The organism is Halomonas sp. BLK-85, assembly GCF_044792155.1.
Lineage (GTDB): Bacteria > Pseudomonadota > Gammaproteobacteria > Pseudomonadales > Halomonadaceae > Vreelandella.
Genome location: NZ_CP087731.1, coordinates 695,740 through 722,604 on the forward strand (window position 1 = coordinate 695,740; position 26,865 = coordinate 722,604).

At 59.7% G+C, this 26,865-nt stretch carries 21 protein-coding genes and 1 pseudogene; 10 read left to right on the forward strand and 12 right to left on the reverse strand.

The genetic code is table 11. The features are described from left to right. Positions 1–44 precede the first annotated feature (44 nt). Complete coding sequence (locus tag LL947_RS03055) at positions 45–2,324, forward strand: mechanosensitive ion channel domain-containing protein (RefSeq protein WP_404417857.1); 2,280 nt, start codon at positions 45–47, stop codon at positions 2,322–2,324. 159 nt (positions 2,325–2,483) lie between these two features. Beyond that, a complete protein-coding gene (locus LL947_RS03060) occupies positions 2,484–3,173 on the forward strand; it encodes a CBS domain-containing protein (protein ID WP_499833916.1) in 690 nt (229 codons plus the stop codon). 67 nt (positions 3,174–3,240) lie between these two features. Here the strand turns inward: LL947_RS03060 and LL947_RS03065 are convergent, their stop codons facing one another. From LL947_RS03065 to LL947_RS03100, 8 genes are all read right to left on the reverse strand, one after another. Beyond that, a complete protein-coding gene (locus tag LL947_RS03065; protein ID WP_499833917.1) occupies positions 3,241–4,782 on the reverse strand; it encodes a methyltransferase regulatory domain-containing protein in 1,542 nt (513 codons plus the stop codon). A 228-nt stretch (positions 4,783–5,010) separates the two neighbouring features. After that, entirely contained in the window at positions 5,011–5,421 is a 411-nt protein-coding gene (gene cdd, locus LL947_RS03070; protein ID WP_290821587.1) for a cytidine deaminase, read from the reverse strand. 35 nt (positions 5,422–5,456) lie between these two features. Next, positions 5,457–6,182, reverse strand: coding sequence for a purine-nucleoside phosphorylase (deoD, locus tag LL947_RS03075; RefSeq protein WP_499833918.1), 726 nt, complete (start codon positions 6,180–6,182; stop codon positions 5,457–5,459). 35 nt (positions 6,183–6,217) lie between these two features. Beyond that, the gene (locus LL947_RS03080; protein ID WP_404416207.1) at positions 6,218–7,462 is read right to left on the reverse strand and encodes a phosphopentomutase; all 1,245 of its coding nucleotides are present in this window, start codon (positions 7,460–7,462) and stop codon (positions 6,218–6,220) included. Continuing rightward, positions 7,462–8,802, reverse strand: a complete 1,341-nt coding sequence (gene deoA / locus LL947_RS03085) for a thymidine phosphorylase (RefSeq protein WP_290821582.1) — start codon at positions 8,800–8,802, stop codon at positions 7,462–7,464. The genes LL947_RS03080 and deoA overlap by 1 nt, the downstream gene beginning before the upstream one ends. Continuing rightward, the gene (deoC, locus tag LL947_RS03090; RefSeq protein WP_290821581.1) at positions 8,802–9,587 is read right to left on the reverse strand and encodes a deoxyribose-phosphate aldolase; all 786 of its coding nucleotides are present in this window, start codon (positions 9,585–9,587) and stop codon (positions 8,802–8,804) included. The genes deoA and deoC overlap by 1 nt, the downstream gene beginning before the upstream one ends. A gap of 117 nt (positions 9,588–9,704) precedes the next feature. Further along, complete coding sequence (locus LL947_RS03095; RefSeq protein WP_499833919.1) at positions 9,705–10,982, reverse strand: NupC/NupG family nucleoside CNT transporter; 1,278 nt, start codon at positions 10,980–10,982, stop codon at positions 9,705–9,707. Positions 10,983–11,044: 62 nt separating this feature from the next. Continuing rightward, positions 11,045–11,860, reverse strand: coding sequence for an outer membrane protein OmpK (locus LL947_RS03100; RefSeq protein ID WP_290821577.1), 816 nt, complete (start codon positions 11,858–11,860; stop codon positions 11,045–11,047). A 280-nt stretch (positions 11,861–12,140) separates the two neighbouring features. Here LL947_RS03100 and LL947_RS03105 point away from each other — a divergent pair, with 280 nt between their 5' ends. Next, positions 12,141–12,890 (forward strand): DeoR/GlpR family DNA-binding transcription regulator, encoded by a 750-nt coding sequence (locus tag LL947_RS03105; protein WP_290821575.1) that lies wholly within the window; start codon positions 12,141–12,143, stop codon positions 12,888–12,890. Here the strand turns inward: LL947_RS03105 and pta are convergent. Further along, positions 12,875–15,061, reverse strand: coding sequence for a phosphate acetyltransferase (pta, locus tag LL947_RS03110; protein WP_499833920.1), 2,187 nt, complete (start codon positions 15,059–15,061; stop codon positions 12,875–12,877). The genes LL947_RS03105 and pta overlap by 16 nt on opposite strands. 415 nt (positions 15,062–15,476) lie before the next feature. Here pta and LL947_RS03115 point away from each other — a divergent pair, with 415 nt between their 5' ends. Further along, positions 15,477–16,469, forward strand: a complete 993-nt coding sequence (locus tag LL947_RS03115) for an HAD-IIB family hydrolase (RefSeq protein ID WP_499833921.1) — start codon at positions 15,477–15,479, stop codon at positions 16,467–16,469. Continuing rightward, positions 16,466–17,692: a glycosyltransferase family protein gene (locus LL947_RS03120; RefSeq protein WP_499833922.1), complete on the forward strand. Its 1,227-nt coding sequence runs from the start codon at positions 16,466–16,468 to the stop codon at positions 17,690–17,692. The genes LL947_RS03115 and LL947_RS03120 overlap by 4 nt, the downstream gene beginning before the upstream one ends. Before the next feature lie 12 nt (positions 17,693–17,704). Here LL947_RS03120 and LL947_RS03125 read toward each other — a convergent pair whose 3' ends face one another. Together LL947_RS03125 and LL947_RS03130 are read right to left on the reverse strand one after the other, a co-directional pair. Next, a complete protein-coding gene (locus LL947_RS03125; RefSeq protein WP_499833923.1) occupies positions 17,705–19,480 on the reverse strand; it encodes a sugar phosphorylase in 1,776 nt (591 codons plus the stop codon). Positions 19,481–19,567: 87 nt separating this feature from the next. Continuing rightward, positions 19,568–20,305 (reverse strand): CDP-alcohol phosphatidyltransferase family protein, encoded by a 738-nt coding sequence (locus LL947_RS03130; protein WP_290821565.1) that lies wholly within the window; start codon positions 20,303–20,305, stop codon positions 19,568–19,570. Positions 20,306–20,481: 176 nt separating this feature from the next. Between LL947_RS03130 and LL947_RS03135 the strand changes: the two genes are divergently transcribed. From LL947_RS03135 to LL947_RS03150, 4 genes and pseudogenes are all read left to right on the forward strand, one after another. Next, positions 20,482–21,495 (forward strand): zinc-dependent alcohol dehydrogenase, encoded by a 1,014-nt coding sequence (locus LL947_RS03135; RefSeq protein ID WP_499833924.1) that lies wholly within the window; start codon positions 20,482–20,484, stop codon positions 21,493–21,495. Between the two features lie 20 nt (positions 21,496–21,515). Then, positions 21,516–21,914, forward strand: coding sequence for a 6-pyruvoyl trahydropterin synthase family protein (locus LL947_RS03140; protein WP_290821561.1), 399 nt, complete (start codon positions 21,516–21,518; stop codon positions 21,912–21,914). After that, complete coding sequence (locus LL947_RS03145; protein WP_499833925.1) at positions 21,911–23,845, forward strand: glycosyltransferase; 1,935 nt, start codon at positions 21,911–21,913, stop codon at positions 23,843–23,845. Before LL947_RS03140 ends, LL947_RS03145 begins: the two co-directional genes overlap by 4 nt. A 14-nt stretch (positions 23,846–23,859) precedes the next feature. Next, positions 23,860–24,714 (forward strand): annotated as a pseudogene (locus LL947_RS03150) (lysylphosphatidylglycerol synthase transmembrane domain-containing protein); the annotation flags it as partial. Positions 24,715–24,786: 72 nt separating this feature from the next. Here LL947_RS03150 and LL947_RS03155 read toward each other — a convergent pair. Continuing rightward, entirely contained in the window at positions 24,787–25,731 is a 945-nt protein-coding gene (locus tag LL947_RS03155; RefSeq protein WP_499834366.1) for a RibD family protein, read from the reverse strand. Here LL947_RS03155 and ribA point away from each other — a divergent pair. Further along, positions 25,723–26,829 (forward strand): GTP cyclohydrolase II, encoded by a 1,107-nt coding sequence (gene ribA, locus LL947_RS03160; protein ID WP_499833926.1) that lies wholly within the window; start codon positions 25,723–25,725, stop codon positions 26,827–26,829. The genes LL947_RS03155 and ribA overlap by 9 nt on opposite strands. The last annotated feature ends 36 nt before the right edge of the window (positions 26,830–26,865 follow it).

Here is a 26,865-nt window from a genome sequence, read left to right on the forward strand (position 1 = left end):
CCTGTTAGGAGATATTCGTGCGACTGCACAAAGCAATAGCCCAGATGGCCATTATCTTTGGCATAGTAATGGCCAGTCTGATGGCAACGACGACGTTGCACGCCCAGATGGTCTCTATTCCCGGGTTCAGCACAGCTGACATTCAGGAAGAAGAGGTGACGCGGGAAGAGTTCCAGCGTTCGCTAGAGGATGTGATCACTCTGCTGGAAAGCAATGAGCAGCGCCAGCAGTTATTGAACTCGCTTAAAGAGTTGCAGACGGTCAATGCTGCAGCTGAAGAGGAAGTGATCAGTCGCCAGGGATTGCTGGGGGCGCTGGCGGAAACACTGACGGACATCGGTGAACAGGCGCAGGAGGGCGGCTCCCCCCAGGAAAAATGGAACCAGCAGCTCAATGACGGTCTCGAAGATCTGCGGCAGCTTGGCAGCAATGCCACCCTGAGCGAACTTGCCAGAACTGCGGCTGATGGTCTGGTACTGGTGGCTATCTGGGCCATTCTGTTGATCGTGATGATCGCCATAGGCCGCATGATTGCCACGCGTAAAGGCTGGCCGCATGACCTGCCCCGTGACCCCAAAGGCTGGCTGATGGCCGTGCATTTCTTGCGTCGGATGCTGCCCTGGGCACTTTCTTTTGCCATCGTCCTCGGGTTGGGGCAATTACTGCCTGAAAGCGCCGGAAGAACGGCGGCGCTGGTATTGGCCTATGTTTGCCTGTGCGGTCGGGCATTGTCAGTGGTATTTGAAACGGTCATTGCCTTTTTCAGCCGTGGCCATCGCTTTACTGCTGTGCGTCTTCTGCAGTTAAAAGCGCTGCGCGGCCTGTTTGTGATTGGCGCCCTGATTGCCCTGGGCGATGCAGTCAACTCGAATCGTCTGGTCGAGATGCTGGGTGGTGAGTTGTCCAATCTGGTGTCTATTTTTGCCAACATGTTGGCGGCGCTGATTTCCGCACGGTTTATCTTCAAATTCAAACGTCCTATACGTCACCTGATCTGCAACCGGCCCTATCGTCTTCGCCGCGATGCCAGTACAGCAGTGGAAATCAGCCGGGCACTCGGTGGGCTCTGGCATATTCCGGCGCTACTGCTGGTAGGCGGTTCGCTGTTGGCCATTTTTATCTCGGTGGGCGATGTGGGAACGGCGCTGGCCCGTTCCATCGTCTCGGCCAGCCTGCTGGTGTTGACGCTGGTGGTCACCGGGCTGTTAAGGCGTCAGGCAGAACGGATAGGCAAGCATCGTCATCGCCGGCGGACCAGCCAATATCGCAAGCGTCTTGAACGCTTCGGGTTCGTGCTGGGCCATATTGTGTCCTGGGTGATCTTTGCCGAACTCTTTATGCAGGTATGGAGCAGTTCCCTGTTTGGCATCGGTCATCGAGGGTTGGCCGGCGCCGGCATCGGAGAAGCGCTGTTAAGCCTGGGGGCCACTGTCCTACTTGCCTGGCTGGTGTGGATTCTGGCCGATACGGCTATCCAGCGGGCACTGATTACCTCGGCGGGATCGCGCGGCAGGCGGGTCAATCAGGCCCGTGCCCAGACAATCACGCCGATGATTCGGAATGTGCTACTGGTCACTATCCTGATCATTGCCAGCATCGCCGGGCTTGCCAACCTGGGCGTCAACGTGACGCCATTACTGGCCGGTGCCGGTGTGATTGGTTTGGCCATTGGCTTTGGCGCCCAGACCCTGGTGCAGGATCTGATCACCGGTATTTTTATTGTGATTGAAGACTCGCTGGCCGTTGATGACTTTGTCCAGATCAACGGCCACATGGGGACCGTCGAAGGCTTGACCCTGCGTACCGTGCGTCTGCGTGATCTGGACGGCATTGTGCATATCATTACCTTCAGCCGGATCGATTCCATCCACAATATGTCACGCCAGTTCGGGATTGCCTTGATGAAAATCCGCATTCCTTTTGATATGAAAATCGACAGCGCCATCAGCCTTATGCAGGAAACCGCACTCGCCCTTCGCCAGGACCCCATGATGCGCCACTACATCTGGTCACCACTGGAGATGCAGGGGATCAATGGGTTTGAAGAAGGCTGTCCGATCCTGCGAATGCGCTTTAAAACGGCGCCGGAAATGCAGTGGGATGTGGCCCGTGCCTTTAATCTGCTGCTCAAACAGCGCATGGAAGCACAGGAACTGAACCTGGGGGCACCGCGCCTGAGCGTCAGTATGGAAGGTCATGCAGCGGCGGGTTGGCAAGCAACAGAGCGTCCCGCCAGCGTTTCGGCCGGCCGCCCGCCCCATGCGCCAGGGGAGCCCAGCGGTGAGGCTTATGCCAGCAATGGCCACGAGGGTGGAGACCAATAATCCGCTGATATAAAAAACCCTGAAGAATGCGCCAGGTCAATGTCCGGGGTTATTTGCCGGAAGAAGATGGCAGAGCCCCGGTAGGCGCGCTAACCTGAGACTATGGCTCATTTTTTAAGTCTTGAATGGGACGCATACTGCACAAGCTGAGGAGTATCTATGCAAGCTGTCGATATTATGACCAAAGATGTCATCAGCGTGGGGCCAGAAGAAGACGTCAGTGCAATTGCCCAATTGCTGTTGAACCATCACATCAGTGCTGTGCCAGTCATCGACGAGAGCCATCAGGTGGTTGGCATTGTCTCTGAGGGCGACCTGATGAGACGGATTCGAAAAGAGGACAGTAAAGAATCGTCCTGGTGGCTGTCTCTTTTCGCGGGGCATAAAGATCCCGCTGACTACGTCAAGACCCATGGCCGCAAGGCGGATGAAGTCATGACCGTCAACCCCATGACCATCGAAGAAGATGCACCGTTACACAAGATTGCCCGCCTGCTGGAGAAACACCGTATCAAGCGGGTCCCTGTGTTGAAGGAGGGCAAGCTGGTGGGGATTGTCAGCCGTGCCAACCTGCTGCAGGGCCTGGCCACCGAAGCCGCTGCATCGGATGGCGCTCTCAAGGATGACCGTGCCATACGCGACGCCATTCTTGATGAGATTGAGGATAACACCGGTGTCAGATCTGCCGCGATCAGCGTGACAGTAAGTAATGGCGTGGCCGAGCTATGGGGGCTGATTGATTCCAGCGACCAGCGCAAAGCCATTGAAGTTGCCGCTGAAAATACACCTGGCGTGACACGGGTAGAAAATAACCTTGGCTATGCGCCGCGCGGTGTAGGCGGTTACTGACCCAGGCAGTTTCAGAAAAGAAACAGTCAGTTGCCCGTAGGCCACTGCATACGGGCAACGATGAGCCTCAGGCCGGAATGATTTTCAGTGCCGTGTAGATTGGCAGCTGCTGTTTGCTGAAGCGCTCAGCATGCTGAATGAGTTCAGCCACATTATCCTGTTCCCCGGAGAGCGACTGGCCGTCCTTGATCAGGCACTTGTTCTGGGCGGACAGCACCCCCCAGGCGGTATTGGCCATGTCCTCAGGGGTCTTGGCACCTTCCATTATCGAAAGTAAAAAAAGCTGATGAAACAGTGCCACCTCAACACCCCCGGCCACGACCGGGCTGGCCATGAAAGTGATGTCCTGAGAAGTGCGCGACCTGTTGAGAAGCCAACGATTAAGTTTCTCGGTTGCAGGCTGAGCGGCATCAATATCAGCGTCTCGCTGAGCCGGCATAATGATATTTTTTGCCGCCAGGATAGTGATGGCGCTGGTCAAGGCAGTGGCTGCGGCAGTGTCATCCTTTAGCTGCCAACGTAACTCAGCGATCGTGATGGGCTGATAATTGTCAAGAACATTGAGGATGGGGCAATAGACGGATTCTGGAAGATCAAAGTTCCCCTGTAGGCCCTCGATCTTGAGTGCAATTTGATCACGCGGCGTGATCATGATAACTCTCAGTTGATCCAGGGCTTCCTGCTTCTCAAGATGATTTAAACGTCGCCCACCCTTGATCCAGTAATCGGTGCGGAATTGGCGATTTTCGCAGAAATCCCTCACGGTCTGGGTGAACATGGGATCGCTGATCGATTCAAGCAGGGTGCGCTGATCCTGGGATAACTGAATGCTATCAATCGCGTCGGCATAGCGAGCGGATGCTGTCCAGTCCATCTTGGCTGAAGACAGCCAGTGGGTCATTTTCGAGAAACCCATTGGCTCCCAGTCGCGGTTGAAGTACTCATGGGCCAGGTAGTGTTTGTTGTAATTGCGCATTTTCTCGATGCGTCCCTTGACCTGCGGATTGGCCTGGCAGAAACGCGGGTTCAGCTCAACCAGTTTCTCCGCAAAGGTTATGGCATCCTCTACCCGTGCCAGGGTGCCCACGCCTGGAGCACTCATCACTTCTGAATGTTCTACCAGCAGTTCACGCATGGGAACCATGGCCGCCCAGCCAGGCTGTGTATTGTAGCTGATAAAGAGGACACCCCCGACGTTGAGCTTGCGGCGGACGAAGTCGACAACCACCGCGCGGTTTTCATCTGATATCCAGCTCCAGATGCCATGCAGGCCGATAAAATCAAACGCTGGCAAGTCGTCTCTCTGACAGAACTGGTCAAAGGCATCGTCAAACAACTGTGCCCCAGACTGGCTCACACCGGCCACTTCACGGGCAAACGCCGCCTGATTGGGGTTGAAGTCAGTGCCATACCAGTTAATTCCTGAAGCCGCTGCATGCAGGTTGATGCTCATACCCTGGCCAAAGCCCAGCTCACAGGCGTTGACGACCTTGGGAGGTCGAATGCCTGCATTGATAAAAGCCAGATCAATTCTGAGCGGATTCAGCTCAGCATAGTAACCGAAGGTGTAGTTGATATCCGCCACATAACCCGATGTCCAGTCAGACATTTCAAGTGCTCCAGAGCCATTGCTGTTTCACTGTAACGGTGGCTCTTTTGCACCAGTACAAGGCAGAGCATGCACTGGGTAAGCCAGTTTGACAGTATTGAACCAACAGTATTGAACCAACAGTATCGAATCATGGCTCTACCCGGTGGGCAGAGCGCATAACCATAATAGTGACAAGCAGATTGCGATGATGGCGGGGTAAAAGCAATGTGGGTTAACCAAGGTTCACTATTGATTCGATGGCAGGTTTTCCGGGCCGAAGGCGTCGGGCAGTAATGTGTCCATGGTATAGGTTTTCAACACCTCACCCTGATGAGAGAGCACCATAATCTGCGTGGCAGGAGTGGAAAACTCGCGGATACGCTGGCGACAGTCGCCGCAAGGCGTGCAAAGGTGCTCGCCAGGGCCCATGACGTACACGCTGGCCAACTCGCGCTGGCCAGCGGCAATCATCGCTGCAATGGCAGAGGCTTCCGCGCACAGCCCCTTGTAGTGGGCCACTTCCACATTACAACCTGCAAACTGCTGGCCATCCGGGCACTCCATGACAGCCGCGACCGGGTGATGGGAATAGGGCGCATAGGCGTTGCTCAATGCCGTCAGTAGCGTGTCTACCAGGGTCTGGTTCGCTTGAGTCATGGCGTTATTCTTTCCCTGCTCTGCGTAAAAGGGAGTCAGGCCCGATCAGCGTCGTCGCGCAGGACCGTCTCAAGCGCCATCGTCATCATGTCGTTGAAGGTCGTCTGGCGGTCAGCGCTGGAAAGGGAATCGCCTTTCAGGATATGGTCGGAAACGGTGCAGATGGTGAGTGCGCGGGCGCCAAACTCGGCGGCCACACCGTAAAGGCCTGCCGCTTCCATTTCCACGCCGACGATGCCGTAGCGCTTGAGCAGTTCAGCCATCTCGGTCTGCGGGTTGTAGAACAGATCCGCTGAAAAAATATTGCCCACTTTGACCGGCACACCCTGCGCCCGGGCCACTGCCACCGCGTGGCGGGTCAGTTCGAAGTCCGCAATGGCCGAGAAATCATGGTCGTTAAAGCGCATGCGGTTGACCTTGGAGTCGGTGCAGGCGCCCATGCCGATGACCACATCACGCACGTTGACATCATCACGCACCGCACCGCAGGAACCCACACGGATAATCGACTTGACGCCAAAATCGGTAATCAGCTCCTTGGCGTAGATGGACACCGACGGAATCCCCATGCCATGGCCCATCACCGAAATTTCGCGGTCCTTGTAGCTGCCGGTATAACCCAGCATGCCGCGCACGTCGTTGACCTGGCGCACATTTTCCAGGTAGGTGTCAGCGATGTATTTGGCGCGCAGCGGGTCGCCGGGCATCAGAACGGTATCGGCGAAATCGCCCTTTTCTGCGTTGATATGCGGTGTCGCCATGGGAGGCTCCTTGAGGTATCAGGTCGTTTTGGCATTTACGCCACTGCGGGCAGAAAGCTGCTGCCGTCATGCATGGCATCAACGCCAAAGAAGTCCGCCAGCGTCTGGCCGATATCGGCAAAGGTGCCACGTTCGCCCAGCGGGCCGGGCGTGAAGCTACCGCCATGCACCATGATCGGTACATATTCGCGGGTATGTTCGGTACCTTGCCAGCTGGGGTCGCAGCCGTGATCGGCGGTGAGTAGCAGCAGGTCATCGTCATTCAGGGCCGCCAGCAGTGCCGGCAGGCGGGCATCGAAGTGTTCCAGGGCGGCAGCGTAGCCCGGTACGTCACGCCGGTGGCCATAGACCGAATCAAAATCCACAAAGTTGGTCATGATCAGGGTCGGGCGGTCTGCGGTCTCATTGGCGGTGCGCGCTACTTCTGCCAGTGTGGCATCCATCAGCGCATCATGGCCGCTGGCCTTGACCTTGTGGGTAATGCCGCAGTGGGCGTAAATATCGGCAATCTTGCCGATCGAGATCACGTTGCCACCGGCATCGGCGAGTTTCTGCAGCACCGTCGGGCGAGGCGGCTCGACGCTGTAATCCCGGCGGTTGCCGGTGCGCTGAAAACTTGCGCTGTCATCACCGTTGAACGGGCGGGCAATCACCCGGCCGATGTTATAGGGGGCAAGCAGCCCGCGCACGGTTTCACACAGCGCGTAGAGGCGTTCCAGGCCAAAATGCGCTTCGTGAGCGGCGATCTGGAACACCGAGTCGGCCGAGGTATAGACAATCGGTTTGCCGCTCTGGAGGTGTTCTTCCCCCAGGCGGGCAATGATCTCGGTGCCAGAGGCGTGGCAGTTGCCGATCACGCCGGGCAGTTGAGCCTCGCGGACAATGTTTTCCAGCAGCTCGGCAGGAAAACTGTCGGTTTTGTCCAGAAAATAACCCCAGTCAAAGCGTACCGGTACTCCGGCGATTTCCCAGTGGCCGGACGGAGTGTCCTTGCCGCTGGAGATTTCCTTGGCATGGGCGTAGGCACCGCTTACCTGGTCGGGCAAGCTAACGCCTTCAGCCACGCTGCCGGTGGCATCGCGGTGGGCGTGGAAAAGGCCAAGGGCGGCCATGTTGGGCAGCTTCAGGGGTCCGGAGCGCTCGGCGCTGTCGGCCTCGCCACGGGCGCAGGCGGCGGCGATATGGCCGAGGGTGTCAGCCCCCTGGTCGCCAAATTTTTGCGCATCGGGGGCGCTGCCAATCCCGAAGGAATCAAGTACGAGCACAATGGCGCGGCGCATCAGGTGTCTCCTCGGAAGGTATCCTGCAATAAGGTGTCGGCTTCGGCGGCGGTGTCGCCCAGGGTAATGGCGGCGCGCAGCTGGTCGGCAGCACGCTTGGCGGCGTCTTCACTGCGGGCGTGCACCATGGCCAGTGGGCGCTGATTGTCCACGTGCTCGCCAATCCCGGCGATGTCACTGAACCCGACGCTGTGATCGACACTGGCGTCATTGCGCAGGCGGCCACCGCCCAGCTCGACCACGCTCATACCCACGGCACGGGTATCAAAACGCTGAACCGTGCCGCTCTGCTCGGGGTAGACCGCCTGAACGACCGGTGCGCTGGCCAGGTAGTGATCTGAACGCTCCATAAAGTCGGCGGGGCCACCCAGTTCACTGACCATGCGGGCGAAGACTTCGGCGGCGGCACCGGAGGTAAGCGCTTTTTCCAGCTTGGCCAGGGCGTCTTCACGGCTGGCGGCAAGCTTGCCCGCCATCAGCATCTCGACCGCCAGTTCACGGGTGACCTGCATTACCCGGCTGTCGGAACGTTCGCCGCGCAGCAGCGCCAGGGTCTCGACAATTTCCACCGCGTTACCGGCGCAGCGTGCCAGCGGCTGGCTCATGTCGGTGAGCAGCGCCGTGGTCGGCGTTCCCGCCTGGGTGGCCACGTTGGCAATGCTTCTGGCCAGCTCGCGGGATTTTTCCGCTGTCGGCATAAAGGCGCCGCTGCCCACCTTGACGTCCATAACCAGGGCATCCAGGCCGGAGGCAAGCTTTTTGCCCAGAATGGAGGCGGTAATCAGCGGAATGGATTCCACCGTGGCGGTGACGTCACGCACGCCGTAAATGCGCTTATCCGCCGGGGCGAGGTTGCCGGTCTGGCCGATAATCGCCACGCCGGTGGATTTCACCACGCGGCCAAAACGCTCCGGTGCCGGGTAGGGGTCGTAACCGGGGATGGATTCCAGCTTGTCCAGGGTGCCGCCGGTATGGCCCAGGCCACGGCCCGAGATCATCGGCACAAAGGCGCCGCAGGCGGCGACCCAGGGGCCGAGCACCAGGGAGACCAGATCCCCCACGCCGCCGGTGGAGTGTTTATCGACAATCGGGCCGGGCAGGTTGAGCGAATCCCACTGCATCACATGGCCGGAATCACGGGTCGCCGTGGTCAAGGCAACGACTTCTTCACGGTTCATGCCATTGAGGAAGACAGCCATACTGAAGGCGCCGATCTGGGCATCACTGATACGCTCATCGGCAATGCCCTGAATGAAGGCCTGGATTTCTTCCCCGGGCAACGCCTGACCGTCGCGTTTAAGCCGGATCAGTTCCTGGGGTAGCCGTGGCGTGGTGGCCATCAATAATCCTCCTCGTTATCCATCAGTGCCTCGCCGCGAAGGGTCGCAATCAGGTTGTCAAGCAGGCTGGAGGCGCCAAAGCGGAAGTGCTCCGGTGTGACCCAGTGGGGACCCATGATATCGGCGGCCAGCGCCATATAGGCGGCCGCGTCTTCAGTGGTGCGTACACCGCCTGCGGCCTTGAAACCCACGGGTTTGCCGCTGGCCTTGATCGTCTTGAGCATTATGTCAGCGGCTTCCAGGGTGGCATTGGTGTCCACCTTGCCGGTTGAGGTCTTGATGAAGTCTGCGCCGCCTTCGATAGCCAACTCGCTGGCCCGCTGAATCAGCGCCGGGTCTTTCAGCTCACCGGATTCAATGATCACCTTGAGCAGCGCCTGGCCGCCGCAGGCCGCATGGCACATTTCAACCAGCTCAAGGCCCGTCTCTTCATCACCGGCCATCAGGGCACGATAGGGAAAGACCACATCGACTTCATCGGCACCGGAGGCCACTGCCTCGCGGGTCGCACGGGCAGCGGCCATGATATCGTCGCCGCCGTCCGGGAAGTTGGTGACGGTGGCCACCCTGACCTTGTCGCTCAACTGGTGGGCGTGCAGCGCGCGCTTGGCCGTCACGATAAAGGAGGGGTAGACGCACAGCGCCGCAGGGTGGCCGTAAGGTGTCTTTGCCTGCTGACACAGCGCTTCGGTGCTGGCATCGGTGTCGCTGTCATTCAGGCTGGTCAGGTCCATCAGGGTAATGGCCTGGCGGGCAGCCTGGGTGAGATTGATCGAAGCGGTCATAGGCGGTTACTCGGTTAGGTTGATAAACAGGTTCTCACACATGAGGCAGAAAGGGTGAGCTGCCGGGCAGTTCGGCGCCAGGGCCACGCATGGCCAGCAAGCGCCGATCGGCAATGGCTAGGTACCCATGGCGCTCAAGGCAATAAAGAAACCGGCAATCGAGGCCGACATCAGGTTGGACAGCGTACCTGCCAAGACGGCCTTGACACCGAAACGGGCAATTTCGGCGCGCCGTGAGGGTGCAATGCTGCCTAGCCCGCCAAGCAGGATAGCAATCGAAGAGAGGTTCGCGAAACCACACAGCGCAAATGACAGAATCGCCATGGTGTGGGCGCTCATGACCTGCCCGGTGGCTTCCACCAGTTGTTCGCCATCCAGGTAGGGCGCCAGATTGATGTAGGCCACGAATTCATTGACCACCAGCTTCTGGCCGATAAAAGAGCCCGCCAGGGTGGCTTCCTGCCAGGGCACGCCGAGCAGGAAAGCCAGTGGCGCAAACAGCCAGCCAAGTATCCATTCAAGGCTGAGGCTTTCAAAGCCGAACCAGCCGCCGATGCCACCCAGCATGCCGTTGATCAGGGCAATCAGCGCAATGAAGGCCAGCAGCATGGCACCGACGTTGGCGGCCAGTTTCATACCGGAGGTTGCGCCGGCAGCCGCCGCATCCAGCACGTTAGCCGGCTTGTCGTCCTGCTCCTTCTGTTCTTCTTCGACCTTGGAAATACTGTCCTCGGGTTCACGGGTTTCCGGCATGATCAGTTTGGCAAACAGTAACCCACCCGGTGCGGCCATAAAGGAGGCGGCGACCAGATATTCCATCGGAATCCCCAGGGCCGCGTAACCCGCCAATACCGAGCCCGCCACCGAGGCCAGGCCGCCACACATGACCGCAAACAGTTGGGAAGGCGTCATGCGGGCAATAAAGGGGCGCACCACCAGAGGGGCCTCTGTCTGGCCGACAAAGATATTGGCCGTTGCCGACAGGGACTCAGTGCGCGAGGTGCCGAGAGCTTTCTGCAGGGCGCCCCCCAGAATGCGAATCACCCATTGCATGATGCCTATATAGTAAAGAACAGCAATCAGCGATGAGAAGAAAATAATCACCGGCAGGACCTTGATGGCGAACACAAAGCCGACGTTGTCGACCTCGGCCAGGCCGCCAAACAGGAAGCTGATACCATCATTGGCGTACTCAACCACCTGGCTGACACCGGCAGAAATCGTCTGCAACACCGTCTGCCCGAAGGGCACGTAGAGTACAAAGGCACCAATGCCGGCCTGAATGGCAAAGGCACCCAGCACCGTACGCAAGCGGATTGACGTGCGGTCATAGGAAAATATCAAGGCAATGGTCACCAGGGTGATCATCCCTACCAGGCTCATTATCAGTGTCATCTTGTGCCCCTTGGCGTCGCGTCGTCACTGGGTGTTTGTGGCTGTTCTACATCGGTTGATAGTTACAGCAGATTGAGTTTGACGGTATAGATCATGGCGTTCTGATAGTTATCCGGCGTGCCCAGTTTTTCATCGGCGTAGCGATACTGGATGCCGGTGGTGACCAGGTCAACAGGGTGCCACCACAGGCTGATCGCCCCGTTGGTACCGACGCTGCCTGCCTTGCCGTTCACATAGTTCTGGTTCAGGTAGTCATCATCGCGGCCAAAGGTCTGCTCGTGCCAGTTGGTCAGGCTAAAATCCTGACCTGCAGCAGTGAAGCCATAGCCTGCCACCCAGCCTGCCATAAAGCCATTCATGCCGGTATAGCCATCGCTTTGTACCCGCGCTGCACCCAGAAAGGGCTTGAACCACAGGCCATTGGCGAAAGTGGTGCGATACCCCAGTCCCAGGATCTGATCCTGTTCCCGGGCGTCATATCCGTAATCGCGGAAATCATAGACGTGGGCATAGACAGAGAAAGGGCTATCACCGAGATACAGGTGTGACGTGACTTTGCCAGCGGTACGAAAATTGTCCTTGCCGCCACTGGGAGCATCAAACTGGTCATTGGCGGGATTTTCGAAATCGAAGAAGCCGTAAAACTCCCCCCATTCATAGCCAAGCCCGCCTTCCAGCTCGAGGTAGACGAAATCGCTCTTGGCGGCATTGTTGGCCGTGCGTGCTTCGGTACCCGCTGACCAGTCAAGATAATTGGCCGATACATTGGCAAACGACCATAGCGGTGAGCTGGCCTGCGCCTGGGAGGATGCAGCCGCGCATGCCAGAAGAGTGCCAGTACCCAGGGTAACCAGATGACGTTGGAGAGAAGAGTTCATAGAAGCCTCAGGATGGGAAAAAAGCCCTTGCACACGGTATGGGTACAGTGTTTTGTTAGAAAAATAACATTTTTTGTTATTTCAGGAACGCTATTTTGCAACGATAGTGACATCAACGCCAGCGCCGTTGTCAGTCAAAAGCCACATTTTGGTGCTAAGTGTTTATCCATCCAGTAAAAAAATCTTGAGGCGTTTTTTACGACTATTGGCATGCTGGCGCTGATGAGAGGCGGGACGCACAATAGATCGCCAGATAGCGGTATGTTGACGGGAGAAACGCATGAAGGAACGCAGTGCTGCACGGTTGGAAAAACTTCACGATATCCTTTCGCAAGGCAGGGTGGTGCACCTGCGTGAGGCCGCCACCCTGTGCGAGGTGTCGGAGATGACCATTCGCCGTGACCTGGCTTGCCAGGAAGGCGAACAACAGGAAATTCATCTGTTGGGTGGACGCCTGTTGCTGAACAGCCGCCTGGCGCCTGTCTATGATATGGCCGAACAGCAGGCCAGCCGCTACCCCGCCAAACAGGCGCTGTGCCAGCGAGTGGTCGAGCAGATTGAGGATGGCGATACGCTGTTTATTGATTGCGGTTCCACTCTGATCCCCTTGGCAGGTATGTTGCAGCGCTTCAGCGAATTGACCGTTGTGACCTATGCGTTGAATGTGGCCAATGCGGTTGCTCCACTGAGCAATGTCCGCCTGGTTCTGCTGGGCGGCCTGTACTACCCGGCCTCGCAATCCTTTGGAAGCGATACCATGGCGTCGAGAATCGAGGGATTGGGCATCAACAAGGCGTTGATTTCGGCCGCCGGGGTTGATGCCCAGCGCGGGGTCAGCTGCTTTCATTTCCATGAAGTCGCCCCTAAGCGAGCAGCCATCGCCACTGCCATGCAGCGCTGGCTGGTGGCGGATGCCAGCAAGGTTGGCGTGGTGCGGCCAGCCTATTTCGCGATGCTTGACGAATTTGACGCCCTGTTCACGGATGCCCCGGAGCTTGCCCTGACGAAGTCTGCTCAGCCTTCCTGTTGAGCCGACTGAATGGCGGTCAGGGCAATGGTATAGACAATATCGTCGACCAGGGCGCCCCTTGAAAGGTCATTCACCGGCTTGTTCAAGCCTTGCAGCATGGGGCCGACGCTGACCACCCGGGCACTCCGCTGCACGGCCTTGTAAGTGGTGTTGCCGGTGTTCAGGTCGGGGAAGATAAACACCGTGGCCTGGCCGGCCACGGGTGAGTCCGGTGCTTTCTGTTTGCCAACGCTTTCGATCGCTGCGGCGTCGTACTGCAATGGCCCATCAATGGCCAGATGAGGGGCGCGTTGCTGGGCAATCCGCGTGGCGTCGCGGACTTTATCGACGTCTGCCCCGGTGCCGGAATCCCCGGTGGAATAACTGATCATGGCCACCCGGGGTTCAATGCCAAAGGCCTCAGCGGAGCGCGCGCTCTGAATAGCGATTTCCGCCAGAGTCTCGGCATCCGGGTCGGGGTTGACCGCGCAGTCACCATAGATCACTACCTGCTCGGGCAGCAGCATGAAAAAGATCGAGGACACCTGTTGGTATTCCGGCGCAGTCTTGATCAGCTGAAAGGCTGGACGCACCGTATTGGCCGTGGTGTGCACTGCCCCCGACACCAGGCCATCCACTTCGCCCATCTGCAGCATCATGGTGCCCAGCACCACATTGTCATGCAGTTGGGCATCGGCGGTAATCTCGTTCAGCTTGTCGCGGCGCAGGGCCACCATGGGCGCTATATAGTCCGCACGGGTACTTTCCGGATCAACAATGGCCAAGGAGCCCGGCAGCGTCAGACCGCGGTGTCGGGCAACCGTTTCGATTTCCTCGGGATTGCCGAGCAGCACACAGCGGGCAATGCCACGCCGCTCACAGATGATGGCGGCTTCAATCGTTCGCGGTTCGTTGCCTTCTGGCAGCACAATCCGCTTGCGCGCCTGCATGGCCAGCTTGACCAGCTGATGGCGAAAGGCCGATGGCGAAAGGCGGCGTGTATAGCCCCGGCTGACATGTTCCTTGAGCCATTCCAGATCGATATGGGCAGCGACAAAGCGAGCTACCCTTTCAGCGCGCTCAAGATCATCGGTGGGGATTTCATGGCTCAGCTGGCTCAAGTGGGTGGCGGTCGTCAGGCTGTCGGTATCCACCTCAAGTACGGGCAGGCCAGTGGCCAGAGCCGGGCGGCAAAGATCGATCATCTTGTCATTGGGCATGTAGCCGTTGGTCAGCAGCACGCCAGCCAGTCGGGTACCGTTCATGGTGGCCAGAGCCGCCGCGAGTATCACATCATCGCGGTCACCCGAGGTCACGATCAGGCTGCCGGGCTGGAAGATATGCAGCGCATTGGCGGCACTGCGCGCGCACAGGCTGGTGGCCAGCACCCGTCGCAGACTGGCGTCGCCTTCATTCAGCAGGCGGGCATCCAGGGCACGGGCAATATCCAGGGTGCGCGGTGCGCTCAGTGCCTTGCTGTAAGGCACTACGCCAATCAGATGAAAGCGCTCGGTGGCCAGTGACGGTGAATAGCGCCGCAACTCCTCCAGAACGGGCTCCTCCAGCTGGGGCTTGATGGTGCCCGGGGCCGCAGACAGGTCATCGTCTTCTGCCCCATAGGGCAGATTGCGCATGCGCATCAGAATACAGCCCAGCGTGCGGGCAGAGCTGATGCCACCAAAGCTTCTGGCATGCATGTCCAGCTCTTCAGCCAGCGCCTGTGGAGCGTTCAGATCACCGGTGCCGACCAGAATAATACGCGCGTTCAGAGCATGGGCGAGCTGGGCATTGGTCTGGGTGGCGTAGGTGGTCTGCGGGGTAGGCACCACGCCCTCGACGACGACCAGATCGAGCGGCAGGGCATCATGGCGGGCCTGCTGGGTCACCTGCTCCAGGCGTTCAATCACCTCCTCCATCAGGTCATCGATATGATCGTCGCGTAGCAGACGCTCCAGGTGTGCCTGGGGAATGGGTGCCGGTGGACGCACATTAAGAGTGCGTGACACCAGGGCGGTTGAGCGATCAAGTCCCGGGCCGTTGAGTTCATCCTGCATGAAGGGTTTTAAAAAGCCTGCCTTCAGGCCAATGGTGTCGAGGGCCTGAATCAACCCCAGGCAGGCGGAAGTCAAGCCGGCGCCTTCGCCGGTGGGCACCAGCAGAATCGTTTGTGGCTGTTCAGCGGAAGAGCTCATCAATAAGACTCCAGGCAGTGGTGGATTTCATGGGTAACCGGGCCGTCTTCAGTGCAGGGAATTATCCAGACGTCAGGGCCTTGTCCATAGTGGCGTCTTTGAACAATAGACTTTAGGTTAACATGCTGCGATGCAAAACGCAGGGAAAGGCGACCGTTCAGGAAGTACCCTCCACACCCTGAATCCCGGGACACCACACAGGCGGCTGTCAGCAGCGCGGGGCCTTGAAATGCGATGCGTTGAACTATGATTGCACCAAAATAGTGCGATTGATTGATCCTTGTAGATTGTCTGCCCTATCAGATGGCAGGCCAAAGAGCAGCCAGCCTTCCGTCCGGCGATATGACAGGGCCACAGACCGTGTTGGCACATAAAATGCTACCGCTGTGGGAGTCTTCCTTGCTGCAGGTGGTGTATGTCATTGAAATCCGATTCAAACGAGCATGATGGCCGTCGCTTCCCGGAGGGTAAGGCACAAGCGGCTGTTGAGGTAGCGACAGGCAGTCCTGGGTCCAGACCAAAAGTGCTGTTTACCGACCTGGATGGCTCTCTTCTGGATCATCACAGCTACGACTGGGCACCGGCGGCACCCTGGCTGGCGCGCCTTTACCAGCGGGGTATTCCGGTGATTCCCGTCACCAGCAAGACCCGCAGTGAACTGCTGAATCTGCGCAAGGCACTGGGGCTTGAGGAGCTGCCCTTTATTGCCGAAAACGGCGCAGTGGTAGGTTTGCCCTCTGACTGGTGCCACTCCGGGCTGGAGCGTCAGGTGGGCAGCGATGGCCTGGTGATCAAGACCCTGGGGGTAGATATCGGTTTTATCCGACAGCGCCTGCGGGTATGGCGCGAGCGCCTGAAAGCGGTGCCTGGCATCAGCTTTACTAGCATGAGTGAAATGACCCTGGATGAGTTGTGCACCTATACCGGCCTGAGCGACCCGGAAGCGCGACTGGCGCGTATGCGTGAAGGCAGTGAGCCCCTGGTCTGGGAGGGCAGTGAAGCGGGGCTGGAAACATTTCGCGTCAGCCTGGCGGGTGATGACCTGCAACTGGTGCAGGGCGGGCGCTTCTGGCATGCCACCGGTAAATCGCATAAGGGCAATGCGGTCAGCTGGATGATCGAGCGCTATGCGGCCCTGCGCGGTGTTACCCCCCAGACGCTGGCGCTGGGCGATGGCCCCAACGATACGGCAATGCTGGAAGCCGTCGACCAGGCGGTGGTGATCCAGGGCTGTCACGGCTTGCCGGTGCAACCCCGCCAGTCGGCCCTGTATCGCACACAGGCAGTAGGCCCCAAAGGCTGGGCAGAGGGGGTGGCGTACTGGTGGGGGCGAGTTGACCGCCGGCTAACCCCGGCGGACACCTCCCCCCCGACCTATGCCTATACGCTTGCGGAGCTGACGCCATGAGTGATTTCCATCAGAACGGTATCGTGACGGACTTTCACAATCTGACCCATCGCCCCGTTGAAGCGCTGGAGGCTGATCTGGTGGCGTTTTCCCGGCGTCGCCCGATGAGCCTGATCCTGCCCTCACTGTATTCCGAGCTGGAAGGCCCGGCGCTTGCACATATTGTTGAGGAAATTGCCAAAGCGCCTTATCTGTCAGAAGTGGTGATCGGGCTGGATCAGGCCGACCGCGAGCAGTTTCGGCATGCCCGCGAGTTTTTTTCCCGCCTGCCTCAGCGTCACCGGATTCTGTGGAATGACGGGCCGCGCCTGAAAGCTCTGGATAGCGAGCTGGAAGCTCAGGGGCTGTCACCCCAGCAGCCGGGAAAGGGCCGTAATGTGTGGTTCTGCGCAGGCTTTGTGCAGGCTTCCGGGCGCAGCGCTGTGGTGGGGCTGCACGACTGCGATATCCTCACCTATGACCGCAGCCTGCTGGCACGGTTGTTCTACCCGGTGGCGCATCCCCACTTCAACTATGAGTTCTGCAAGGGGTATTACCCGCGCATCGCTGAAGGCAAGCTTAACGGGCGCGTTTCCCGGCTGATGGTCACGCCGCTGCTACGGGCGCTCAAACAGATGCACGGCCCCTTGCCTTACCTGAATTATCTGGACAGCTATCGCTATGCGCTCTCGGGGGAGTTCTCGATGCGCACAGAAGTACTCGACGGCATTCGCATACCGGCCGACTGGGGGCTTGAGATTGGCGTGCTGTCCGAGGTGCATCGCAATTATTCCACCAAACGGCTATGCCAGGTGGATCTTGCCGATGCCTATGATCATAAGCACCAGCCGGTATCGGAAGGTAATGCCGCAGCAGGGCTTAACCGGATGAGTCTGGATATTGCCAAGGCGCTGTATCGCAAACTGGCGACCCAGGGTGTGACCTTCAGTGCCGAGGGCTTTCGTACTCTGAAAGCGACCTATTATCGGCTGGCGCTGGATCTGATTGAAGCCTACGACCACGATGCGGTCATGAACGGACTGAGCCTGGACCGTCACGCCGAAGAGCGGGCGGTGGAGCTGTTTGCTGCCAATCTGCTGGAAGCCGGCAACGCCTTCCTGGATAACCCCGGCGAGCGGCCCTTCATCCCCAGCTGGAACCGTGTGCGTGCCGCCATCCCTGACCTGGCAACACGCATGTATGCAGCGGTAGAGGCGGATAACGACAGATCCCAGACGCCCTAGCGACCTGATCGGTCACTCACCTTCGGTCATCAGCCAGAGTACGCCGTAGGGGGCCAGCGTGGTCTGTGTCGTTGGCCATGCCTCTTTGCTGACAATATCCTGCCAGTAACGGTCAGCCAGTGTGAGTGCCAGGGCGTCGAGCGGCTGGGGTAAATCGGTAACGTTATGAATAGCCAGCAGACGTCTGCCATTGTTTAAAGGGCCGCGTTCGAACGCCAGCAGGCTAGCCGGTGTTTCCAGCACCTGCTGACCGGCATCCGGGTGGAAGCAGGGCTCATTGCGGCGCACGGCCAGCAATTGTTTCAGGGCTGCAAAAGTATCATGCGTCGTGGTACTGGTCGTTGACAGCAAACGTTCCAGTTCATCGCGCTGCCAGCGGCGCCGGTTGATCGAGCGCAAACGGCCACTGCGTTCAACGCCTTCCAGGTCATTCAGGGTGCCCGTCAGGGTATGGATATACATGGCCGGGATGCCCTGCAAGCCGAGCATCAACTGCTGGCCGCAAAGAAAGCGAGGCACCTGCCAGTGATCAGGCCCGCGGCGTGTGCCCTTCATGGCATCAAACCAGGTGATATTGATTTCGTAAGGGCTGTCGCTACCGTCCGGGTGGCGGCGCATGCTGACAAACCCCCCGAAACGGTGCATCAGCTCGGTCAGCGCCTCTACCTCATGGGGCGCCAGCCAGCCTTCAAGGGGGCGGACGCCGATGCCGTCATGGCTGGCGGTGAAGTTGAGGAAGCTGCAGCCAGGAGGCAGTTCGGGCAGGCTTTTCAGCCAGCTGGCCAGGGTGCCTGCCTCGCCGCTGGTCAGGCTGTGGAGCAGCAACGGAGGCAGCGGGAACTGGTAGACCAGATGAGCCTCATCCGCTGGCGTATCTGCGGTGACCCTGTCCAGGCCGAAATAGCTGATATTCTCAGTGTGAGGCACATTGGTCTCGGTCAGCAGCAGGGTCCCGGGGGCGACATGGTCAACCACTGCCCGCAGCAGGCGCACCACTTCATGGGTTTCCGGCAGGTGAATGCAGTCAGTACCGACCTTTTTCCACAGATAGGCAATGGCATCCAGACGAATGATCCGCGCGCCCTGCTGCAGATAGAACAGCAGGATGCCGATAAACTCGAGCAGCACGTCCGGGTTGGCGAAGTTCAGATCAATCTGGTCATCCGAGAAGGTGGCCCACAGGTAACGGGTGCCCCGCCGAGTGGCTATCGGCACCAGAAGCGGGGAGCTGCGGGGTCGCACCACGGCGGACAGATCGGTTTGCGGATCCATCTCATGAAAGTAGTCACGCCCGGGCTGGCTGCCGGTCAGGTAGTCGACAAACCAGAGTGACTCCCGGGAGACATGGTTCAGTACCAGGTCAACGGCCAGGTCGCCGTACTGGGCCAGCTCACGCACCTGGGGCCAGTCACCCAGGGCCGGATCGACCTCGCGGTAATGAATCACCGAGAAGCCGTCGTCGCTGCTCCAGGGAAAGAAAGGCAACAGATGTACTCCGCTGAAGCTTTCCGCCAGGTGCTGGTCAAGAAAGGTTTTCAGTACCGCCAGCGGAGGGGCGTCAGCGTCCTGCAGGCTGCTGCCATAGCAGATCAGCCACTGATCCTTTTCGCTCCATAAGGGGGCATCAGTCTCAACAGGCAAACGGGGTGACTGATGCTCAAGCAGGGTGTAGAGACGGCGCAATACTTCCTCGGCCCGGGGGCCATAAAGCGCTTTCAGGTGGGTGCCTGCGCGCCGGTCAAAGGTGGCGGCATCAAGCGGCGTAATACGCGATGGATGAAAAGGCATCAGGGCACAGCTCCAGCAACGTCATGGGTCTATTGATGATTATCGTCTGAGGATAAAAATGATTCATGCAGGGAGTGTGCCAACCGCTCAGCGACGCTTGAGGGCATGTTGGCGATACAGCCAGAGTGTATCCACACCGAACGAACAGGTCAGTGCTACGAGCGCGCTCAATGCCAGCAGAGGTGCCACAGGCGCTGACGCCCAAGGCACCAGGGCCAGGAGCAGGGCAGCAATCTGCCAGACGCACACCGCCTTGCGTCGCAGGCTGTCATACAGGGCGTCCTGCAACCAGGGGAAGCGCCATCCCGCAGCCACAAAGCCGTAGCGCATGCAGCCGATCAGCAATACCCAGGCGCCTGCCGGCGTTTTCAGCATCACGCCAATGCACAGTAGCAGAATAAGCAGGGCATCCAGCTCCATATCAAAACGCGCGCCGAACGCGGTTTGCGACCCGGTGCGCCGAGCCACCCAGCCATCCACGCCGTCAAGCAGCAAGGCGATCAGGGCCACCCCCAGCCACTGCCAGTGGCCGAGCGGCGACAGGGGTGTCCAGACAGCTGCCGTGACAATCGTGATTAATACCGCGCGCATCAGGGTGACCCGATTGGCCCAGCCCAGTGGGCCCCCTGACCAGAAAGCCATGACCAGCCCCGCGATCAGCAGGTAAAGCCCCATGGCAATCCCCCAGGCAAACAGCGAACTGACCAGATGGGGAAGGCTGGCACCCAGTACTACCAGCAAAAGTGCACCCAGAGAGACTTCTGATAGGGTCAACAGCGCAGCCGTTTGCTGGCTTGTCCGTTGGGCCTTGCGATAGATGGTCATCAAGCCTCCCTGGATTCCGGGGCGTGCATTATTCGCACAGAAAAGTTGTCAAACGCGCAAAGTGGTGCAAAGCTAGCAGTATGTAACATTCTTGTAGAAGAAGTTGCGGCTGTCGAGTGTTAGTGTCAATTCATGTTGTCTGTTCACATTAGCGATTCAATCCAGGGATGACGTCCATGCCTCACCAAACGGCTATTTTGCAAGGGAGCACGTCTCCTGATGCGACTGCTTTATGGCTTGTCCAGCCAGGCACTGCTGAGCTGCGTGAAGAAAGTTTGCCACCCCTGGCGGCTGATGACACCTCCTGTGTTGAGGTGAAAACCTTGTACAGTGCTATCAGCCGTGGCACAGAGGCATTGGTGTTTCATGGGCGGGTGCCTGAATCGGAACACCAGCGTATGCGCGCGCCTTTTCAGCAGGGCGAGTTTCCCGCCCCGGTCAAGTACGGCTACAGCAATGTGGGCACAGTGATCAATGGCCCCGATACCCTGATCAACCAGACGGTCTTCTGCCTGTTTCCCCACCAGGATCGTTACCAGGTACCCGTCAGTGCCGTGCAGATACTGCCGGAATCAACGCCGGCCAGCCGCGCCGTGCTGGCGGCCAATATGGAGACGGCGATCAACGGCGTCTGGGATGCCAGCCCGTTGCCCGGAGAGCGCGTCAGCGTTGTCGGGGCCGGCGTTGTGGGCGCCCTGGTGGCCTACCTGTGCCAGCGGATTATTGGCACTGACGTGCAACTGATTGACATCAATCCTGCCCGGCAAGCCCTGGCGGATAGCCTGGGGGTAAGGTTCTCGATGCCAGAGCAGGCAGTGAATGATCAGGATCTGGTCATTCATGCCAGTGGCCACGCCGATGGCCTGGCCACGGCACTCACGCTGGCGGGGCGGGAAGCGCGGATTATTGAAATGAGCTGGTTCGGTGAAGGCAATGTCAGCGTACCCCTGGGAGGCGCCTTTCATTCGCGCCGTCTGACCCTGCGGGCCAGCCAGGTAGGGCAATTACCGCCCCATCAGCAGCCACGTTGGGATTACGCCCGCCGCCTGCAATTCGCACTGCGCCTGTTGGAAGACCCGCGCCTGGATGCCCTGATCAGCGGTGAAACCCCCTTTGCCAGATTGCCCGAGCAAGCCCCTGCGCTGTTGGCTGCAAACAGCCAGGTGCTTTGCCAGCGTATTGTTTACTGATTGAATTTAAAGGAGCTTTTATGTATCGATTGAGTGTACGAGACCATTTGATGATTGCCCATAGTTTCAAGGGTGAGGTGTTCGGCCCGGCGCAGAACATGCATGGAGCTACCTATGTGGTGGACGTGGCCTTTCAGCGCTCGTCGCTGGATAGCGACAACCTGGTGATTGATATCGGCCTGGCCAGCGATGCCCTCAAAGCGATTCTGGCCCGATATAACTATTGCAATCTGGATGACCTGGAAGAATTTGCCGGCCAGAACACCACCACCGAGTTCATGGCCAGGGCGATCTTCGAACGCCTGGCGGCGGCCATCCAGGCGGGCACCCTGGGAGAGACCGCCAAAGGCATTGAGCGTATTGAGGTCAAGTTGAACGAATCCCACATTGCCTGGGCCAGTTTCGAGGGGGCGCTGTGAGCCAGCGCTTGACGCTGATGGTGGCGGGGTCGCCGGACCAGCGCACCGGAGGCTATCTGTATGATGCCCGGATAGTCGCCGAACTGCGCCAGCAGGGCTGGGATATCGAGGTTGTAGGCCTTGAAGGGCGCTTTCCGGATGCCGACGACACGGCGCAGCTGGCGCTGGAAACCGCCCTGGCCCAGTTGCCGGAAGGCCATTCGGTGGTTATCGATGGTCTGGCCATGGGCAGTCTGCCTGAGGTGATCAAACGTCATCAGCCACGTTTGGCCATCACCGCCCTGGTGCATCACCCCTTGGGCGACGAGCAGGGGATGAGTAGCGATGAGCAGGCGCGCTTACACCGCCTGGAGCTGAATGGCCTGGCCAGTGTCAGGCAAGTGATTGTTACCAGTGCCTTCACCCAGCGCCGTCTCGAGGCCCTGGCAGCCCATTATCAGCTGGCCTTGCCGGGTATCAGCGTGGTAGAGCCTGGCGTGACCCCGGTGGCAGAGCCCCAGCATGCCCGGCACGCCAAGGCGTCTACACCCATGACGCTATTGTGTGTGGCGACCCTGACGCCGCGTAAAGGCCAGGACCTGCTGGTAAAGGCCCTGAGCCGACTCTCGCATCTCGAATGGCAGTGTATCTGCCAGGGTAGTCTGAGCCGCGAGCCGACTTTTGCTGACAAGGTGGCGGCCCTGGTCGAGCATCACTCATTGGGTGAACGCTTCCTGTTGCCTGGGGAATGTGATCAGGCGGAACTGGAAGCGGCGTATCAAAATGCCGATGCGCTGGTGCTGCCCTCCTGGTATGAAGGCTACGGCATGGTCGTCAGCGAGGCACTGGCCCACGGCCTGCCGGTAATTACCACCACCGGCGGCGCCCTTGCCGATACCTTGCCAGACGGGGCGGGCATTGCTGTGCCGCCTGGAGATGTTGACGCCTTAAGCGCTGCCATCGAACGTTTCCTTGAAGAGCCCGCCCTGCGTGAATCCCTGACGCAAGGCGCCGCGGCTGCCCGTCAGCAGTTGGCCAGCTGGCAGGACGCCGCCCGGGCCTTTGCCGCCACCCTGGCCATGCCCGCCGGCAGCCGTTTTGAAGCCGATTGGCTGGCCCTGCGCGAGCCCCTGGATATGGATGCGCGTAGCCAGCGGTTGGCAGGCTTTGCCGCGGACTGGTTAAAAGCCTCGACCCAGGCCCCGCGACTGGTGGATCTGGGCTGCGGGCGTGGAAGTAACCTGTGCTTTCTGGCCAGGCGCTGGCCAGGGCCTCAGCATTGGCTTCTGATCGATCATGATCCCCAGCTGCTTGGTCAGGCGCGTCATCGCGGCGGCATGCTCCGTGATACCAGCGGGCAGCCGGTTACCCTGCAGACCGCCTGCTTCTCGCTGAGCGAGCTGACCGCCCGATGGCCGCAACAGGCGCATCTGATCGCTGCATCCGCGTTAATTGATCTGGTCTCCCGTGAATGGATCGAGCAGTTGGTTGACGGCTGCGCCAGCCACGGTCAGGCGCTGTTGGTGGCCTTGAGTGTCACCGGAGACTGGCACCTGACCGATGCCGCAGGCCATCGCTGTCAGCAGCCGGAAGACGATACAGTTCGTGAACTTTTTGTGGCCCATCAGCAGCGCAACAAAGGTCTGGGGGCCGCTTTGGGCGGGCAGGCCCACGACGTATTGGTCAATTGCCTACAGGCCGCCGGCTTCAGGGTGGCAGAAGCCAGTACCCCCTGGCAGCTCGAGGCCGGTCATCAGACTCACCGCGGGCTGCTGATGGAGCTTGTGAAAGGCTGGGCCGAGGCCGCACGTGAACAGGCCCCCGATGCTGCCGCGCAGATTGATCACTGGTGTGAGCAGCGACTGCAAGCCGTTGAAGATGGGTTGATCGGCGCCAGAGTCGCGCATCGGGATCTGTTCGCCACGCCGCCAGTCACGGAGGCCAGCGCATGATTCCCCGACCTGCCATGCGACGTATCGCCATCAGCGTTATCCTGCTGCTAGCGGTGATGCTATGGCTGGACCCATTGGCAGTGGCCAGTGAGGTGCAGGGGCTTTCACTGCCCTGGTTGGCGCTGGGATTGGCCATCAGCGTCATTCAGGTGATGCTATGTGCCTGGCGCTGGCGACTGACAGCCGGTCTGATTGGTGTGCCGCTGAGATTCCGCTATGCCCTGGGGGAATATTATCTGGCCCAGTTCGTTAATCAGGTATTGCCGGGGGGCGTATTGGGTGATGCCGGACGTGCTCTGCGCCATGCACATCAGACGCCGGCTGCCAAAGGCAGTGCCTGGCGAGCGGTCATCATTGAGCGCGCCTCCGGGCAAATGGCAGTGGTGCTGCTGACGGCCCTGGCTCTGGCCAGTTCGCCGCTATGGCATTCAACGCTGGGCGCCAGGGGGTATCTGCTACTGGTGCTTGTGCTGCTGATGGTCGGCGCAGGTCTCTGGGCGGCGCTGGGATTGACTGCCTCTGTTCGCCAACACTGGCGAAAGCTTGCCCGCTGGCTACGTTGGGTCACCCCCCTCAAGCACGACATTCAGCGCGGATTGCTCCAGCGGCGCATATGGGGCTGGCAACTGGCGGCTTCCCTGCTGGTGGTGTTCAGCTATGCCCTGGTGATGCTGTGTGCGGCGCGGGCCATTGGGGTGGAACTGCCCGCCAGCCAGCTGCTGGCGCTGGCGCCGGCCTTGCTGCTGGCCATGCTGGTGCCGCTGACGGTGGCGGGTTGGGGGGTGCGTGAAGGCACCGCCGCCAGTGTCTGGGTCTGGGTAGGCCTGGCACCCAGCCAGGGGGTGGCGGTATCCATGGCCTATGGGTTGATGGTGTTACTGGCGTCCCTGCCCGGTCTGGTAGTGGCATTCAGGCGTCGTGGCCAGGCGGCGCCAGATGATTCAGGTGCAGCGCAGGTCAAGGTCAAAAAGGGTGTCATCCCCCAGGCGGAAACGCCGAGCCGTGGGGCGCAAGGCTGTTTCCAGGGTATCGATGGGCGGCAGTACCAGCCCAGGGCGACCGGACCCGATCAGCAAGGGTGCGACCAGCAGATGCAATCGGTCAACGCAGCCTGCGTCGATAAACTGCGACACCGTAATGCCGCCACCTTCTACCAGGATGCGCCGATGGCCCAGGCGAGCCAGCGTCTCGATCACTGTCTGAGGGGTAAACTGTCCCTGGGCATCAAGGCCCAGGCGTTGACGGCTGACATGATCAGGAGGAGCGGGCCTCTCCACGTCAGGGCCAATCAGATGCAATGTCGCCGCACTGGCATTGCTCATCAGCGCGAGGTCATCAGGTACGCGTCCGCGCGGGTCAAGCACCACCCGCAGCGGGTGCTGGCCGGAAACATGCCGGACGGTAAGCTGTGGGTCATCGGCACAAGCCGTGCCGGCGCCGACGATCACCGCATCGCACATGGCCCGCAAACGGTGCAGGTGGGTAAGGCTTTCGCGGCCATTGATGTAATGGGAGTGCCCGCTCTGGGTGGCAATGCGCCCATCCATGCTTTGCCCAAGCTGGGCAATGACCCAGGGCGTCTGGGTCACCAGCGGCATCCAGCAGTCAAGCAATTCTGTGGCGTCCGGCGTTACCGGGCAGGTGCTCTCCCAGTGTCCATCCACCCGGGTCGACAGCTCCTCATGCGCAACGCCAGTGCCGTGGCGCAGCGCCAACAGCCATTCCCAGGCTTCGAGCGTTCCCAGCGGCTCTGCCGAGTCTCCTTGATTTTCAGACGGCATAGCGCCTCCTCGCAGTATAAGTCGCCTCATCATGCGGCGCTGCCCAACCCTATGCAAGTACCGCCTATTTCCTGAGCCACAAGTGAGGAATTCATTATGTACCATATTGAACGCGCCATTTTTGATCTTCGCCGAGGGCTACCGGTTGTCATCGTGACCCCACAGTGCCGCCTGCTGGTGCAGGCGCTTGAGAACAGTGAATCCCTTTCTGAACTGGCCGCACTGGCCGGCTCTCGGCCCGCCATGGTGCTGACCCGCCATCGCCTGGCCGCGCTGGGCCACGCGATCAGCGCTGAGGCAGCGATCCTGCCGCTGAGCAGTGATACCGACGCAGCGGATCTTTACCGGCTGGCGGTGGCCGAACACCCCGAAAAACCTTCCCGCCTGAGCGGTTTGATGCCAGCCGGGCCGGGGGAGCGAGGCGCCCTGGCCTTGATGCGTCGTGCCTTGCTGCTACCTGCCGCGCTGTGTGCAGATATTGCCAGCGAGCAGGAAGCCGAGATTGATCAGCGTCTGGCCAAAGGCGAGCTGCTGAGCCTTTCCGCTGAGGATGCCCAGCGGGCCATCCACGGCGCGCCGGGTATGCTCAAGCGGGTCAGCGAAGCAGAGATTCCGTTGGACACCGCCCAGCGGTCACGCTTTGTGCTGTTTCGTGAGCCGGACGGCATGCGCGAGCATGTGGCGGTGGTGATTGGCGACGCAGAGGGCAGCGAAGAGGCCGTACCGGTGCGCCTGCATTCCGCCTGTCTCACCGGGGATCTGTTCGGCAGCCTGCGCTGCGATTGCGGTGACCAGCTGCGTAATGCCGTGGCGGATATCAATGCCATGGGTGGCGGCGTACTGTTATACCTGGCCCAGGAAGGGCGTGGGATTGGTCTGGCCAACAAGTTGCGCGCCTATACGCTGCAGGATGACGGCCTGGACACCGTGGATGCCGATCAGGTGCTGGGGTTTGGTGACGACGAGCGTCAGTACAGCGTAGCGGTGGATATGCTGCGTTCGCTGGGGATTGGCAAAGTGCAACTGTTGACCAATAATCCGCTCAAGATGGCAGCCCTGCAGGAAGGGGGCATCGAGATCGTCTCCCGCCAGGCGCTGTATGGCAGCGTCAATGACCACAATCAGCGTTACCTGATGGCCAAGGCCCAACGCGGCGGCCACTTACTCGAGGATGTATTGCACAAGGTCTTGCCCGACAGGTGAACGGCCTGCGATACCCGGCACCAGGGGCCGGGTGTC